The organism is Burkholderia sp. Ac-20384 (assembly GCF_017104605.1).
GTDB lineage: Bacteria > Pseudomonadota > Gammaproteobacteria > Burkholderiales > Burkholderiaceae > Burkholderia > Burkholderia lata.
The window spans coordinates 68,875-83,891 of sequence record NZ_JAAGPE010000001.1 but is presented as its reverse complement, the minus strand read 5'-3'; the positions used below and the strand labels follow the sequence as shown (position 1 = coordinate 83,891).

Annotated in this window: 11 protein-coding genes; 5 read left to right on the top strand and 6 right to left on the bottom strand. The window is 64.8% G+C overall.

Annotated elements, in window-relative coordinates; genetic code table 11:
• Positions 1-185: 185 nt before the first annotated feature.
• The 4 genes from G3O00_RS00330 to G3O00_RS00315 all read left to right on the top strand — a co-directional run bounded on the left by G3O00_RS00330 (position 186) and on the right by G3O00_RS00315 (position 4,256).
• The gene (locus G3O00_RS00330) at positions 186-932 is read left to right on the top strand and encodes a hypothetical protein (RefSeq protein WP_206141630.1); all 747 of its coding nucleotides are present in this window, start codon (positions 186-188) and stop codon (positions 930-932) included.
• Between the two features lie 195 nt (positions 933-1,127).
• Complete coding sequence (locus G3O00_RS00325) at positions 1,128-3,239, top strand: radical SAM protein (RefSeq protein WP_206141629.1); 2,112 nt, start codon at positions 1,128-1,130, stop codon at positions 3,237-3,239.
• A gap of 162 nt (positions 3,240-3,401) precedes the next feature.
• Complete coding sequence (locus G3O00_RS00320; protein ID WP_174930254.1) at positions 3,402-3,683, top strand: hypothetical protein; 282 nt, start codon at positions 3,402-3,404, stop codon at positions 3,681-3,683.
• A 33-nt stretch (positions 3,684-3,716) separates the two neighbouring features.
• A complete protein-coding gene (locus G3O00_RS00315) occupies positions 3,717-4,256 on the top strand; it encodes a DUF4303 domain-containing protein (protein ID WP_206141628.1) in 540 nt (179 codons plus the stop codon).
• A 155-nt stretch (positions 4,257-4,411) separates the two neighbouring features.
• Here G3O00_RS00315 and G3O00_RS00310 read toward each other — a convergent pair whose 3' ends face one another.
• From G3O00_RS00310 to G3O00_RS00300, 3 genes are all read right to left on the bottom strand, one after another.
• Complete coding sequence (locus tag G3O00_RS00310) at positions 4,412-6,742, bottom strand: EAL domain-containing protein (RefSeq protein ID WP_241024861.1); 2,331 nt, start codon at positions 6,740-6,742, stop codon at positions 4,412-4,414.
• 54 nt (positions 6,743-6,796) lie between these two features.
• The gene (locus tag G3O00_RS00305) at positions 6,797-8,896 is read right to left on the bottom strand and encodes an EAL domain-containing protein (protein ID WP_346778945.1); all 2,100 of its coding nucleotides are present in this window, start codon (positions 8,894-8,896) and stop codon (positions 6,797-6,799) included.
• A 508-nt stretch (positions 8,897-9,404) separates the two neighbouring features.
• Positions 9,405-10,196, bottom strand: a complete 792-nt coding sequence (locus G3O00_RS00300; RefSeq protein ID WP_241024859.1) for an SDR family oxidoreductase — start codon at positions 10,194-10,196, stop codon at positions 9,405-9,407.
• A 521-nt stretch (positions 10,197-10,717) separates the two neighbouring features.
• Here G3O00_RS00300 and G3O00_RS00295 point away from each other — a divergent pair.
• A complete protein-coding gene (locus G3O00_RS00295) occupies positions 10,718-11,440 on the top strand; it encodes a TetR/AcrR family transcriptional regulator (RefSeq protein WP_011349800.1) in 723 nt (240 codons plus the stop codon).
• A 174-nt stretch (positions 11,441-11,614) separates the two neighbouring features.
• Here G3O00_RS00295 and G3O00_RS00290 read toward each other — a convergent pair whose 3' ends face one another.
• The 3 genes from G3O00_RS00290 to G3O00_RS00280 all read right to left on the bottom strand — a co-directional run bounded on the left by G3O00_RS00290 (position 11,615) and on the right by G3O00_RS00280 (position 15,016).
• A complete protein-coding gene (locus tag G3O00_RS00290) occupies positions 11,615-13,261 on the bottom strand; it encodes a class I adenylate-forming enzyme family protein (protein WP_206141625.1) in 1,647 nt (548 codons plus the stop codon).
• A 50-nt stretch (positions 13,262-13,311) separates the two neighbouring features.
• Positions 13,312-14,073: an SDR family NAD(P)-dependent oxidoreductase gene (locus G3O00_RS00285; protein WP_174930260.1), complete on the bottom strand. Its 762-nt coding sequence runs from the start codon at positions 14,071-14,073 to the stop codon at positions 13,312-13,314.
• Between the two features lie 178 nt (positions 14,074-14,251).
• The gene (locus tag G3O00_RS00280; RefSeq protein WP_206141624.1) at positions 14,252-15,016 is read right to left on the bottom strand and encodes a crotonase/enoyl-CoA hydratase family protein; all 765 of its coding nucleotides are present in this window, start codon (positions 15,014-15,016) and stop codon (positions 14,252-14,254) included.
• Position 15,017: the final 1 nt, after the last annotated feature.

Below are 15,017 nucleotides of genomic sequence, written 5' to 3'. Positions count from 1 at the left end.
AAGCGGTAGCGGTCCTCCGTCGCGCCACCTTCGTTTCCGCATACCGCAAGCATCGCAACCCGCTCTCCTGCGATCTGCTTGCTGCCCATCGCGGGATCAGACAGAATCGCGACGAACGAATCGGACTGAACTTCCGCTTTGCGCGGCGCAGCGGATCTCAATTGGGCGCGTCAATGCCTCCTTTTATGGAAGCCATCGTCGACTGGACCACCGTCTCACTCGGCGGACTCGGATTGCTCGCCATGATATTGGGCGTGTTGGCCCCGGACCGGTGGATGTTCGACGCCGGCTATGGATGCGTTCCCGACGGCCGGGATCTGGTTCTGTCGCCGCGCCGCGTGCGCATCAACCGCTTCGTCTGGTGGCTGCTCGGTTTCGGCTTCGGCACGCTGGGGCTGGCCTGTTTGATCGGCATACCCGCGTTGGCCGGGCTCCTGACCGGAGACGAGCTGCATGCCTGGTACGAATGGCTTGGCCTCGGCGTCACGGTCGTACTCCTCGCCGGCGTGGGCGTGCTGATGATCTGGATCGGCTGCAAGCTGATGCGCGCGCGCTGGTTCGGCGGCCCGCTGCGTGAAGCCCGCTTCTGCTGGCGCGACGGGGAGCGCTGGATCGACGTCACCACAACGCGATTGCTGCGCAGGCCGGTGCGGCATACCTATGCGTGCCGCGATCTCGAGCGTGTGCTGATTGGCGCGCGCCGGAGTCTGGACGGTGCAGTCGTGGGGGGCTCATGGACATCACTTCAGCAAAATCTGGTGCAACTGATGCTCGTTTTTCGTGCCCACCCGCCGATCGACCTGATGGGCCGGGTCAACGATGGCGCCGGGGCGCGCCGCATGATCGACATGATCGGCACCTGGTGCGGCGTCGAAGTACAGCGCGTCGAAGGCTTGCCGGACGTGACGCCGTTCAATTTCGACCGGATCTGACCTTGCCGGCCGGGCTTTAACCGGGTCGCCTTTGTCATCGCGGCGACGCCGCAGCGGCTGCAGCTTGTCGGCCGCCGGCTACGCCGGGATAATTTCCCGTTCGCGCGCAACGCGCTCAAGACAAATACAACGGTTTCCCATGGCGTCGCCGGGTTCACGGGGATCCTGGGCACCGAAAGAGAGAGGGCCTCGCCGATGCCGGTTGACACGGGTTTTGATCGCAATGCATTCAGGGAATATCCGCTGGATGGCGCACTGCTGCGCTTTCACCCCGCGACGGGAACGCACGTCCGGATCGAGAATCCCGCGACCCGCCACTTGCGACGCCTCGCACCGCGAGTCGTGATGTTCGGGATCACGAACAAGTGCAATCTGTCCTGCGATTTTTGCTCGCGCGACGCGCGGCGCGATAGCGCCTGGTCCGTCCAGTCGGCCGCGGACGTCCTTCGCGGCCTCAGCGAAGCGGGAACGCTGGAAGTCGCCTTTGGCGGCGGCGAGCCATTCGCATTCCGTGGCTTCGCCGAGCTGATCGACATCCTTCACGACACCACGCCGCTTGCGCTGAACGTCACGACCAACGGAACGCTGATCCGGCGAAACACGTTTGCGCCCTACGCCGGCCGCTTCGGCCAGGTCCGCGTCTCGCTCTACGACGAGGTGCGCTGGCGCGACGCGGGCACGGTGCTGTCGGAATACGGACAAAGGTGGGGCGCAAACCTGATCGTCGACGACGCCGTGCTGCCGGGGCTTCCCGCACGGCTGGCTGAACTGGCCACGCTGGGTTGCCAGGATGTCTCGTTGTTGTCTTACATCGGCCCCGATCTGCGCAGGCACCTTTCGCCACGCGGGCGAGCGCAGCTTGCGGCGATCGTGCAGGATTCGCCGCTTGCGTGCCGCCTGTCGGTGTGTTTTGGCGACGCGATTCCCGTACCCAGGCTGTTCGATGGAGCCGATGGAAGCGGCGACTGTGGCGCAGGTCTGGACTTCGTTTCCATCACGCCCGATCAACGCATGCAGGGCTGCTCGTTCCATGACGGCGGCCTGCCTGCGACCAGTGCGGAGGAAATCCTGCATGGGTGGCGGAACGAGCGTGCGCGTCTCGAGCAGCCAAGCGCGCGGCGCGGCTGTGCACGTCGCAACGCAGGCGCCAGTCGATCCCGAACCACGCCATCGGTCAGTGTGTGGCAGGCATTCTCCGGCAACAACAGCGGCGAGTGCGTGATGGTCGCGAAGTTCGAAACCCTCGCGGATGCGGACGCCTACCTCGCCCAACTGCTGCCGTCATGGGCACCGGACGCCGAGTACTCGGCCGAGTGGAAGCGCCTGTTCAAGGAAGAAGCGGTGGCGTGCTCGGGGTTGTCGGGCGGAGGATCGCCTCGCGAGCTGGCGGCGATCGGCCGCTCGGTGATCGCGACGGGATACGAAGCAGACGACCTGTTTCCGGAGTTGCGCGCGCTGGCCTGGAAGAAAGGCGCATACGTCGTGCCCGACGGAATCCACGCCCATGACGTGTTCCTGCTGGCAGCGGTGCGTGCGTCGAGCGCCGATGACGCGCGCAACCTGGCCGGCCTCACGCCCCATCCCGCCGCCAGGACCTGGCTGCATGGCGATGTCATCCTCGTCACGCTCGAATTGCAGGGGGACAGCGTGCCGGGTGAACTCGTCGAGACTCGACAATGGCTCACCGCCTATGCGGCCGGGCGCCCGCTTGCCGCGGAGCTCGTGTTTGACGACGTGGACGAGGCGGCCATGCTGTCAGTCATGAAGCGGCTCGGTGCGGAAATCAGCAGAACGGCAAGGCTTGCGCTGCATTTCGGATGGCGTGACGATTCCGGCCAGAAGGCGGTTCGATTCGCGCAAATGATCGTCGAGGGGCAGACGAACGTCGCAGGCAAATGCGTATTGGTGTCGGGCCTCGAGCGGCGCAAGCGGCTGGCCGTGCTGGCCTATCGGCAGGGTGCGCATGTCAGCGCCATCGACGGCGAGGAAGTACGTGTCAGTGCCTATTTTGCCGTGCCGGGTGCCACGCCTCGGAAGGGGCGGCGTGCGGAACCCGGCGAGATCGATATTGGCCGGGTTCGCGAAGCGCTCCACCAACGGTTTCCGGGCGGCATGCGTTTTGATGTCCAGGCGGGATATCGTCGAGACACGGCCTACGTGAACATCGTCACCGCGGACCCCGGATACGCTTTCGCTCAACTCGACCAGCTTGCAGCGTGGTTGGGTGCCACGCTTTCCATCGGGGTTCACGAGGTCGATCCGCTGGCGTTTGCGGTTCGGCGCGTGATCGCGGACGTGCGGTCCTGATCGGCCGCGCAACCCGTCGAACCCACGCCATCGCGATTTTCGAATTTGCTTGCTTCGCCGTCAGTCGATGCGAACCTGCTGATCTGGAACGGATGATCGCGTTTTTTTCCCATCGGCTCGCAATCCAGGCGACGCCAACTTGATAACGTTTTCAGGATGGTTATGCATCGGCTTGAACAGTATTATCCCGGTGACGCGAGTTGGCAGCGGTTTGTCGCCGTATTCAGCCAATCAAGGAGCAAGCAAGAAGTCCTGGAGCTCGCTCAATCACTCGATGGCGACGTCGATCTTGCGACTGTCATCTACGAGGTGGTCGGCCCAGGCTACAACACGTGGATCCGCCGAAAGGTGCCTGCGATGGACGATCTCACACCGATCGACTGCATCCGCGACCCCGCGCTGATGAATCGCCTTCGCACCACCTTGATGCGTTTCCCCAGCTAAACCCGGTAACGATACGGTGAGGTCAAGAAGAACATGCATCCTGATTTCGCGAACGAGATTGCCGACGCGGCGAGAGCAACCTATCGCGCGCTTCTTGCCGCACATCCGGACGAGCATTTTTACGCGTTCGCCCTCTACACCGACAGTGGTGCCATGACCGTTGTGCCGGCCGCCAATTCCGACGAGGGATTGAAGCGGATTCGCAAACGGATGGAGGTCGGCGACGACGAGAAGGCGCCGGAGTTCACATGGGCAACGGGCGAATGGGCATATGAATCCGCTGAGGCAGATTCATTCAATCCGCTTTGCGAAAGGTTGGCCGATACGGTGCTCGGTCCGAACGTTCCCGAAGCGATGTTCGACGCGTTCTTCAAGAAACTCCAGCGCGACATGATCGATGCACTCAGGCAGCTCGATCGGGAAGGGTTGTTCGGGATCGGAGCGGAGCGCGAGAAGATCACGCTGTTCGTCACGATCAGTGATGACAACGGGGCCGCTGCACTGGAACACGAATCGGCCAAAGTCCTGAACCCGCCCGCCGTCTTTGATCGTTTTATCAAGCGCTACACATAGCGGCAAAAAGGCCGGCGCGAGGTACCGGCGGGCGTTTGAGACGCGGCAAGTCCCACCGCCAAAGGGCATTCGTGGATCGGCCGGCCGCGCGAGATCGTCGGTTTCAGGGAGTCTCGTTGATCATGTTCTGGTGGCGTCGCCCGCCTCGCCACCGCTCACGCCTGCCTGGCCGTGGCCTGCGCCGCCAGCGCGGCCCGCTCGATCCAGCGGATGGCCGCCGCATCCTGCTCGCCCGGCGCGGGCCTGCCGATCAGGAAGCCCTGCACCTCGCGGCAGCCGGCATCCGTGATGCACGCCAGTTGCTCCTCCGTCTCGACGCCCTCCGCGACGGTCGTCACGCCGAGACGCTTGCCGAGATCGGCAACGGCGCGCACGACAGCTGCGCAGTCCGGGCGCGTGACCGCATCGCGCACGAAGCTGCCGTCGATCTTGATCTTGTCGAACGGGAACGCGCGCAGATGCGCGAGCGACGAGAAGCCCGTGCCGAAGTCATCGAGGGCGACGCGCACGCCCATCGAACGCAGCGCGCGCAAGTCCGCGATGGCCTTGCCTTCGTCGTGCAGCAGCGCGGTTTCCGTCACCTCGATTTCCAGACGATCGGGCGTGAGCCCCGCGCCGGCCAGCGCGGCCGCGAAGGTCGGCACGATCGTGCCGTGGCCGAGCTGCCCCGCCGATACGTTGACGGCGACGCGCGCGCCGTCGGGCCAGCGCGCCGCCTCCCGACAGGCCTGCTCGAGCACGAAGCGGCCGAGCCGGTCGATCAGGCCGCCGCGCTCGGCCACCGGAATGAAGCGGCCCGGCGAAATCCAGCCGGCGCGCGGGTGATGCCAGCGCAGCAGCGCCTCGCGCGTCGTGATCTGGCGGGTGCGGACATCGACGATCGGCTGGTAGAACACGTACAGCCCCTGGTTCTCGTCCAGCGCGACGCGCAGCTTCGATTCGAGCGCGACCCGCTCCTGTGCGCTCGTTTCCATGTCCGGCGAGAACATCCGGTAGGTGCCCTTCCCGGCTTTCTTGGCCGCATAGAGCGCCATGTCCGCGCGTGACAGCAGCACGCCGCCGTCGTTGCCGTGATCCGGCGCCAGCACGCAGCCGATCGACGCACCGATGCGGAACTGGCGGTCGGGCGACGGTGCATAGGGGGCAACGAGCGTGTCGACGAGCCGCGCGGCCGCGCCCATCGCGCGGTCCGCGTCGGTGTCGCGCAGCAGCACCGCGAATTCGTCGCCGCCGATGCGCCCGAGCATCATCCCCGGCTCGGGGCACTGCCCGCGCAGGCGTTCCCCGACCTGGCGCAGCACCTCGTCGCCCGCCGAATGCCCGCACGCGTCGTTGATCAGCTTGAAGCCGTCGAGGTCGATGAACAGCAGCCCGAGCACCTTGTCCGAGCGGCGCAGGCTCGCATCGAATTCGGCCAGGAAGGTTGCGCGGTTCGGCAGGCCGGTGAGCGAATCGTGATGCGCGAGCTGGTGGATGCGCGCCTCCGCCTCGGCCTGCTGCGTGACGATCGACCACGACAGCATCGGGCCGATGTAGCGCCCGTCGGCGTCGCGCACGGCCGAGACCTGGATGTCGAGCACTTCCGGCCCGAGCCCGATGCGCGCACGATGCGGCAGGTTCGCCGGATCGGCGAGCAGGCGCCGCTGGTGCTGCGGGTGCGGGTGGAAGAAGTCGATCGACGCGCCGAGCGCATCGTCCGCGCGAATCGGCAGCAGGTGCTCGATCGTGCGCAGCAGGTTGCGCGACGTCGCGTTCAGGTAGTTGATGCGGAACGTCTCCGGGTCGGCCGTCATCACGGCCACCGGCATGTCGTCGATCATCCGCATCAGCCGCGTCTGCGCCTGCTCGCGCATCCGCGATTCGGCCTGCGCATCGACGGTGCGCAGGAAGCCGCGGTAGTTGACCGAGATGACGGCGATCAGCGCCGCCGACACGAAGGCCATGTTGACCGCGGTGGCGACGAGTGTCGGCTGGCCGGTCGAGATGAAGAACACGATGAACGCGACGTTGACGATCACGGCCACGCTCAGCGCAGCCGTGCGCAGGTACATCAGGCTGAAGATGCAGCCGATCACCGTGATCGCCAGGTAGAACGCGACCTGGGCCTTCTGCCACGCGTCGCCGTACGGGAACAGCAGCAGCGCCCAGGTGGTGAACGTCACGGCGACCGGGACCACCAGCCAGTTCGTGACCGTGAGCGCGCGCATCACGGTGGCCGGCGTCGGCTCCAGCAGCCGGGTGCGGTGCCAGTGCAGCAGCCGCGCCAGCGCCGCGAGCGTCATCGCGGCCGGGATCGCGACCGACAGCCACCACGGCGTGCTGCGCAGGTGCGTGATGGCGAGGCTCCAGGTGCTCGAGATCAGGATCAGGTACGACACCGGGATCTGGCCGGCGAATACCCGGTATTGCGCCGCGAGCAGGTCCGGGTTCCGGGCCGGCGCCACGTTGCTTGCCAGTCTTGTCATCCGTGCGTAGTGGGTTTTCATGTGAGCCTGCATGCTGCAACCCGGGTTCAGGTTGCCGTGTCGGGCGGGCGTCGGTTACCCGCGCGGGCCCGGGTCGAGATCGGCGTTGACGGCCGATTCGGACGCGGGAACCGGCGGGCGGACGCGGTTGCCGCCGGTCAGCGCAATCTGCCCGCTGCCGACGATCTCGTTGAGGGGCGCAGGCCTGCCGAGCAGGAAGCCCTGCGCTTCGTCGCAACCTTCGTCGGCCAGCAGCGCCAGCTGGTCGCGTGTCTCGATGCCTTCGGCCAGGATCGGAATGCCCAGGCTCTTGCCGAGCGCGAGCACGGCGCGGATGATCGCGCGATCCTGCGGTTTCGCTTCCGCGTCCGCGACGAACGACTGGTCGAGCTTGATGCGGTCGAACGGGAACGAGCGCAGCGTGTCGAGCGACGAATAGCCGGTACCGAAATCGTCGAGCGCGATGCTCACGCCCAGCGCCTTGATCTGCCGCAGCGTGTCCAGCGCGCGCTCGCGGCCCGCGAAGATCGTCGATTCGGTCAGCTCCAGCTGCAGGCGCGACGCCGGCAGGCGGGTTTCTTCGAGCACGCCGGCCACGAGCGCCGTCAGGTCCGCATGCATGAACTGCACGGCCGATACGTTCACCGCGACCGCATAGGGCGGCTCCCACGTGGCCGCCCGCGTGCATGCCTCGCGCAGCACCCACGCGCCGATGTCCAGGATCACGCCGTTTTCCTCGGCGAGCGGAATGAACTCGGCGGGCGGAATCGTGCCGAGCGTCGCATGCTGCCAGCGCAGCAGCGCCTCGTAGCCGCGGATCTCGCCGGTCGCGAGCGACGTCTGCACCTGGTAGTGGACGCTCAACTGGTTGTCGGCCACCGCGCGGCGCAGGTCGGCCGCGAGGCTGCGGCGCGCGCGGACGATCAGGTCCATCGCCGGCTCGTAGAAGCAGATCGATTGCGCGATGCTGCCTTTGGCGCGGTACATCGCGAGGTCCGCGTTGTTGATGAGGACGGCCTTGGTGGTGGCGTCGTCCGGGTAGATGGCGACACCGAAGCTCGCGCCCGGCACGACCTCGTAGTCGTCCAGCCTGACCGGCTTGTAGAGTGCCGGCTCGAGCCGCTCGAGCAGGTTCATCAGGCGCGTGTCGTCGTCCATCCGGCAGAGCGCCGCGAATTCGTCGCCGCCGATGCGAGCGACGAATTCGCCTTCGCGCAGCAGGTTCGTCATGCGGCGCGCGAGGATGCGCAGCACCTCGTCGCCGGCGTGGTGGCCGCGCAGGTCGTTGATTTCCTTGAAGCGGTTCAGGTCGATGCCGATCAGCGCGAGCTTCCTGCCGTGCTCCTGTGCAAGCGCGATTTCGAGGTCGAGCCGCTCGTTGAAGCTGGCCCGGTTGGGCAGGCCGGTCAGCATGTCGCTCAGTGCCAGCCGGCGCAGGTGTTCGAGCGATTCGGCCCGCACGTTGCTGTCGATCACATAGCTCACGAGCCCCGTGCAGACGATCACGAGCGACGTGCCCGCGACCGCCAGCGCCAGCGGACGCAACTCGCTCACGTCGGTCCATGAACCGTCGAGCACCAGCGGCGTGATGCGCAGCGCGCACATCCCGGTGAAATGCAACGCGAGGATCGCGAGCGACAGCACGCCGGCCATCTGGTTGACGGCGTGCGGCGACGGCCGCATCGCGAGGTGCAGCGCGAGCGCGGCGAGGGTCATCGCGAGGAGCACCGACGCGATCAGGTAGCTCAGGTCCCACGACACGATCCCTTCGACCCGCCACGCGAGCATGCCGGTGTAGTGCATCAGCACGATCGCCACGCCGACGATCGCGCCGCCGAGCGCGGGCGCAACCTTGACGATGCGACAAGTCGTCAGCGCGAAGCCGATCGTGCTGCCTCCGACCGCGATGAGCAGCGACACGAGCGTGAGCGGCAGGTTGAAGTGCACCGGCGCGCCGGCGTCGAAGCCGAGCATCGCGATGAAGTGCGTGCACCAGATCGCCACGCCGGCCGAAATGGCGGTCAGCACCTGCCAGCCGAGCCGCTGCGTGCCGGAGGTGTTCACCGTGCGCTGGAACAGGCGCGCGGTGACCCACGAGCCGCCCCCGCACAACAATGCGGCAAGCAACACCAGCCAGTGGTTGTGCCGATGAACGATGCACCCGAAAACTGTCACCAAAACCTTTCTTCCCCTATCCGTCGCATGGGCCGATGCCATTCCTGATCGACGCGGCGGGGGCGATGCCGCTTCGATCAGGCGCGCCTTCAAGATATCGGCATCTGATGAATAAACTGAACGCCGCGCGGGAATGCGCAAACGATTGCCCGGCAGATATTTTTTCTGGAAAAAGTGCCGGATCGAGGCGGGATGGGGGAGCGGAGGTTCGGCCGGTGGTTTGCCGGTCTGACGCGGGGTGCAGGCAAGGAGTAATGCGGCGGGAGTTCGCTGACTTTCACCTTCCGGTTTCTATCTAGATGGGGCATCGTCGATTACCGGGGAGCGCGACGCGGAGCGCGGCCGGGGCAACTGTCTGCCGGAACACGCGCGAGTCCGCAGGCTGCGAACCCGCCGCTACGATGACCGTGTCGGGCTGCGCGGGTGGCGCACCGCCCGCATCGGCGCATGACCTCGTCGGCAGAGTATTCAAGATCGACGCTGCGGCGCCAGCCCGATATGCGTTGCGTCACTCCACCAATTTGTGGGCCTTTTTGATACCGGCTCCGGCGGCAAGGAATCCGCCGTCGACAGCCAGGCATTGCCCGGTGATGTATCGGGACCTTTTCGAAGCAAGATACGCAACGGCGTCGCCGACTTCCTCCGGCTCGGCCATGCGATTGAATGGGATATCGTCGAGGTATTCGTCGAAATCCGCCTTCGAAAGCTGCTCACGCAACATGTTGCTGTTGACCGGTCCGGGCGCGACGGCATTGCAGCGCACGCCCAGTGCGGCGTATTCCAGCGCCGTCTGTCGCGTCAGCTGGATGATGCCGGCCTTCGACGCGCCATAGGCCACCCGGCCGAATCCGGCTCGAATCCCGGCAATCGATGCGATGTTGACGATCGCGCCATGACCGCTGCGCACCAGGAGATCGGTTGCCAATTGCGTCAAGACCAGCGGCGCGGTCAGGTTGAGATCCAGAACCTGGTTCCAGTCCTCCAGCGAGATATCGCGGACCAGGGAAAGCCTGGCCATTCCGGCGTTGTTGACCAGCACCGACAGTTCAGTCAGCTTTGCGAAGTAGCGGCGGCAAGCATCGAAGTCGGTGACGTCCAGCGCGTCCGCACGCATGCCGTCGGGCGGTGAAAAATTCGCCAGCGCCTCCTGCCGGTCGAGAATGATGACGCTCCAGCCGTCGTCGCGGAGGCTTCGGGAGATCGCCAGGCCAAGCGTGCCGGCTCCGCCGGTCACGATTGCGGTTCCATTCGTCATGGTTGTTCCTTTGATGGATGAAGCGGCCGGGTTGGGTTCGATCATCGGCTTCGAACCAAACCGTTACGCCACGGGACGCCGCCCGCTTCCGATATGACATGGTCGGGAGATACTTCCCGGACAGGCATCGCATGAACGTTCATCGGGATGCCGCCACGTGCCCTGCCCGCATCGAAGAAGATCGGCCACTCGCGTGCCGAGCGTGACGCAACGCGTCTCATGCGTTCTTGTCGCCGTTCGATGGATGGTCGGATGGAGGGGATGAAGGCGTCAATCCAGCCGGATGCCGGTTACCGTACTTTGGAACCGGCCGGTCGAAGCGTTCGTCCGGAACACGTCGCTGGGCGGGCTCGAGGGAAAGTGGGAGCGACCCACACCGCCCGATCACGAGCCGACTGTCGGAGAACGGCCCTGCGGCCTGCTCCGGATGCTTCCGCGCGCACGGTGGGGCCGTACAATTGACAGCCAATCAGTATTCAAGATATTCTCGCCGGTATATTTTCTTGTCTCGCGCCGACTTCCTGGTTCGCCTCGAGAATGGATTTTCTGAATTTCCGGGAAACACGATGCTTCAGAAAGAAAACAAGCGGGGAGGCAGCTCCGCCAAGCCGGATGCACCCGAAATCAATGCGAAGGCGCAGATCAAGGAATACAAGGAAACCCTGATCGTCGATGCCGCCGCCAAGCTGTTCTACGAGAAAGGGTTCCAGCGCACGACGATTGACGATATCGCCGCCTCCCTGGGCTTCACCAAACCCTTCGTCTACACGTACTTCACTTCCAAGCACAGCATCCTGGAGCGGTTGTTCGATCGCATCTACGATCAGGTCCTCCAGTCGGCGACCAACTTCGACGAGTCGTCGCACGCCCATCCGGAGCAACGGCTGAGGCACTTCGTCTACGGATATATCCGCAAGAACCTCGAGCAACCGCAGTTCGCCGCGGTCTTGCTGGAAGAGGAAAAGAACCTCAGCGCCGAAAAGCTCGAATACATGCGCGTCAAGCAGCATGGGTTCGACGATCAGCTTGCCCAGTTGATCGCGGCGTGCGCGGAGGCGGCGGGCAGCTACATCGCGGAGCCCAAGCTCGCCGCACTGTCCATCAGCGGGATGGTTCGCTGCCTGCATCGCTGGTATTCGCCCCAAGGGCGCATGACCATCGAGCAAGTGTGCGAGGAGTTGACGAATATCTCGATGCGCATCGCCGGCGTGCCGCCGGAACCGCTATCGAAGCGCAGCGGCAGAACATCGGGGGCGAGCGTGCCGCGCAAACGCGCCAAGCCAGCCTGAACGAAGCCAGGGGCGGGCCCGTTCGACCGCACAAGCGTTCCCGCGAAGACAACACCGCTGCCGTCGGCCTTATCGGGCTCCGCACGTCATCTCGTCAATGCAAGTGCGGGTATTGCGATGAAATGCCGTGAGGGGGCACACCGTGAGCTCGCCCCCTCACTCCGCACACCCATCTTAGGTGGCGTGCCCTTCGCCGGAGAGGCTGAAAAACCGTGGTTCATCCCGCAGCGACAGCTCCTCGATCGCACGTTTCCGAATGAGTCCGCGCTGGATTTTTCCCGACGCAGTCTGCGGCAACGCGTCCACGATGACCACGCGCCTCGGAATCTTGAAGCTGGCAATCTTCCCCTTGCACGCGGACAAGATGGCTTCCTCGGTGATCGCGGCGCCGTCACGAAGGACGACGTACGCAACCGGCACCTCCACCAGCCGTTCATGGGGCACCCCGACAACGGCAACCTGAAGAATCTCGCCAACCAGCTCACTCAGCGCCTGCTCCACGCCTTGCGGAGATACGTTCTCGCCGCCCACCTTCAGCATTTCCTTGTATCGCCCGGTGAAGCGAAGAAATCCGTCCGCACGCATCACGCCCTGATCCCCGCTATGCAGCCAGCCGTCGGCGTCGATGGTATCGGCGGTGGCCCGAGGATCGCCCAGGTAGCCCTTCATGATCGAATAGCCGCGAAACCACATCTCGCCCGGCGTCCCGATCGGCACATCCTTGTCGGTTGCCGGATCGACCAAACGCACTTCCAGACCCGGTAACGGCCGCCCGGACGAATAGCAACGCACGTCCTCCGGCTCGTCGGGGGCACAGGTACACATCCAGCTCCAGGACTCCGACAGGCTGGTGCCGGTAACGGTCGGGCAAAACACGCGCTGTACCTGCACGGCCACCGCCGCCGAAGTGTCCATGCCGGACGGCAACGTTCCAAAACGCAGGCTGCGGACGTTTCTCGGGCGCTCCGCCTGACGGTTCAGCAGGTCGGCATAGTGCGTCTCGAAGCCATGGATGATATTCACCGATTCGCGCTCGATGGCATCCAATGCCGCATCCGCGTCGAACCGCTCCATGATGACTTGACGACATCCGCCGAACACGCACTGGAGAATCACTTCGCTCAGCGAATAGAGATGGAACATCGGCAGGTAGTTGATCGCGGTTTCGCCGGGCTTCACGCCCCACAGCCGGGCCCGATCACGCACCCCTCGCACGCAGCTATGATCGTGCATCACGCCCTTGGGGCGGCCAGTCGTACCCGACGTGAATACGATCAACGCCAGATCGCTCGCCGTGCATGCGGCCCTGCGATCCGATAGTGCCCGCCACTCTGCGGAGGAATAGTCGCCCCCCTCGAGAGCGGGCCACGCCACCGATCCGGGCAGGCACCCGTCCCCGATCACCACGGTCCGCAGGTTGCCCTGCTCCAGGTCCGCCGCCAGGCTGCGCCGAATCAGGTCGGCAAAGTCGATTGGCCCCGCCCGCCCCGTCATGATCAGCAATTTGCACTCGCCACGACGCACCACGTCGACCAGATCGGCTTCGCGGTAACGCAAATTCAACGGCACTGCGACGGCGCGAATGCGCCATAGCGCAAAGATGGCGACGACATATTCGGGACCGTTGCCCGCCAGCAGCCCCACCTTGTCGCCTGCCGTCACCCCCAGCCGCATCAAGCCGCAAGCAACCTTGTCGATCCGGCCGTCGAGCTCGACATAGTCCATGGAGCCGGTCGCCCAGACCATGGCTTCCTGATGCGGCCATCGTTCGGCCGCACGTGCAGGCAACTCGCCGAGGAGCGGAAAATTTTCGTTCGTCATCGCCTTTTCGAGCCTTCCACAAATTGAATATCCGTCATTGGGACCCGAGCTCAGTCAACCATGGTCAACCCGCCGTCGACACTCAGGATCTGGCCGGTAAGGTAGGCGGACTGGTCGGCGGCAAAGAGCATCACGCCATTTGCAATGTCCTGCGGCTGTCCAAGGCGCCGCAACGGGATCGCGCGATTGAAATGCTGGAGCATCCTTTCCGATTGCAACCGCAGCAACGGGGTATCGATGGCGCCTGGCGCAATGCAATTGACGGTAATGGCATGTTTCGCCATCTCCCTGGCAAGCGACTTGGTAAAAGCGTTGACACCGCCCTTCGCTCCCGCATACACGGTTTCTCCCGCATTGCCGATGCGCCCCGCCCCGCTGGAGATATTGACCACACGGCCATCTCGGCCGGCTGCAACCAGGGGGCGCAAAAACTGCTGGCACACCAGTACGGCGCTGGTGTAATTGACTGCAATGATTTTCTCGATGAACGCCAGGGAGTTCTCGAGAAAAGGCTCGGTCGGTGTCCACCCGGCGTTGTTCACGATCAGATCGGCGAGTCCGAAGCTGTCCTGCGTGAATGCCTGCAATCGCGCGACGTCGGCGGCCTTGCTGACGTCGGCGACAATGCTTTCCGCTTGCCCGCCTTGCTCGCGAATGCGTGTCACCGTTTCTTCGGCGCCCAACTCATTCAGATCAGTCACCACCACCTTCGCACCGGCTGCCGCAAGCGTGGCGGCAATGGCCCGCCCGCAGCCGGACCCCGCGCCTGTGACAACCGCGACGCGGTCCCGAATGGTCAACGAATAGTTCATGTCCTGTTTCCGATTTCAGCTTGAATACCGCTCAATTGATGATCCGGGATGCGCGCCCTGCCTCGATCGCACCGGCAGAAGTCACGCACTGTCCTCAATCCGGGCGAACGCGGGTTTCAACGAGTCGCGCCGGCAAGCAGTTTGTCCGGATCGACCTGCATCGCGCATGCGGATCCGGCTATCGCCCCTCCCATTGCGGCACCCGTTTTTCAGCAAATGCGGCCGCGCCTTCACGGGCGTCGCGCGACGCAAACACGGGATCGGTGATTTCGCGCTGGCGCACGAACATTTCCGCCGTCGACCAGTCTCGCGACGCACGCATTACGCGTTTGCTCGCTGCAACCGCAAGGGGCCCGTTCGCGGCAATCTTGCCCGCAAGCTCGATGGCCACGGCCAACGCGTCGCCGGGCGGCGTCAGCCGGTTGACGAGCCCATATTCGAACGCACGCTTCGCGTCGAGCATGTCGCCGGTCAATACGAGTTCGAGCGCGATGCGTTCCGGCAACTGATGCTGGATGCGCAGCAATCCGCCGGCAGCCGCCACGAGCCCACGCTTCGTCTCGGGCAACCCGAACCGGGCGGTTTCCGATGCGACCACCAGGTCGGACGCCAGCACGACCTCGAAGCCGCCCGCCAGCGCATAGCCCTCGACGGCCGCGATCAGCGGTTTGCCCGGCGGCGCCTCGGTGATACCCGCGAAACCGCGCCCGGGAATGCTCGGCCGCTCGCCTTTCAGGAACCCCTTGAGATCCATGCCGGAACAGAATGCCCCTCCGGCGCCCGTGATGATCGCGGCCCGCAGATCGTCGCGGCGCTCGAGCGTGTCGAGTTCGGCCGCAATGGCTTCCGCTATCGCCTTCGTGCACGCATTGCGTGCTTCCGGACGATTGATCGTGAGAATCTGAATACCGTCCCGATATTCAACGAGCAATTCATCGCTCATC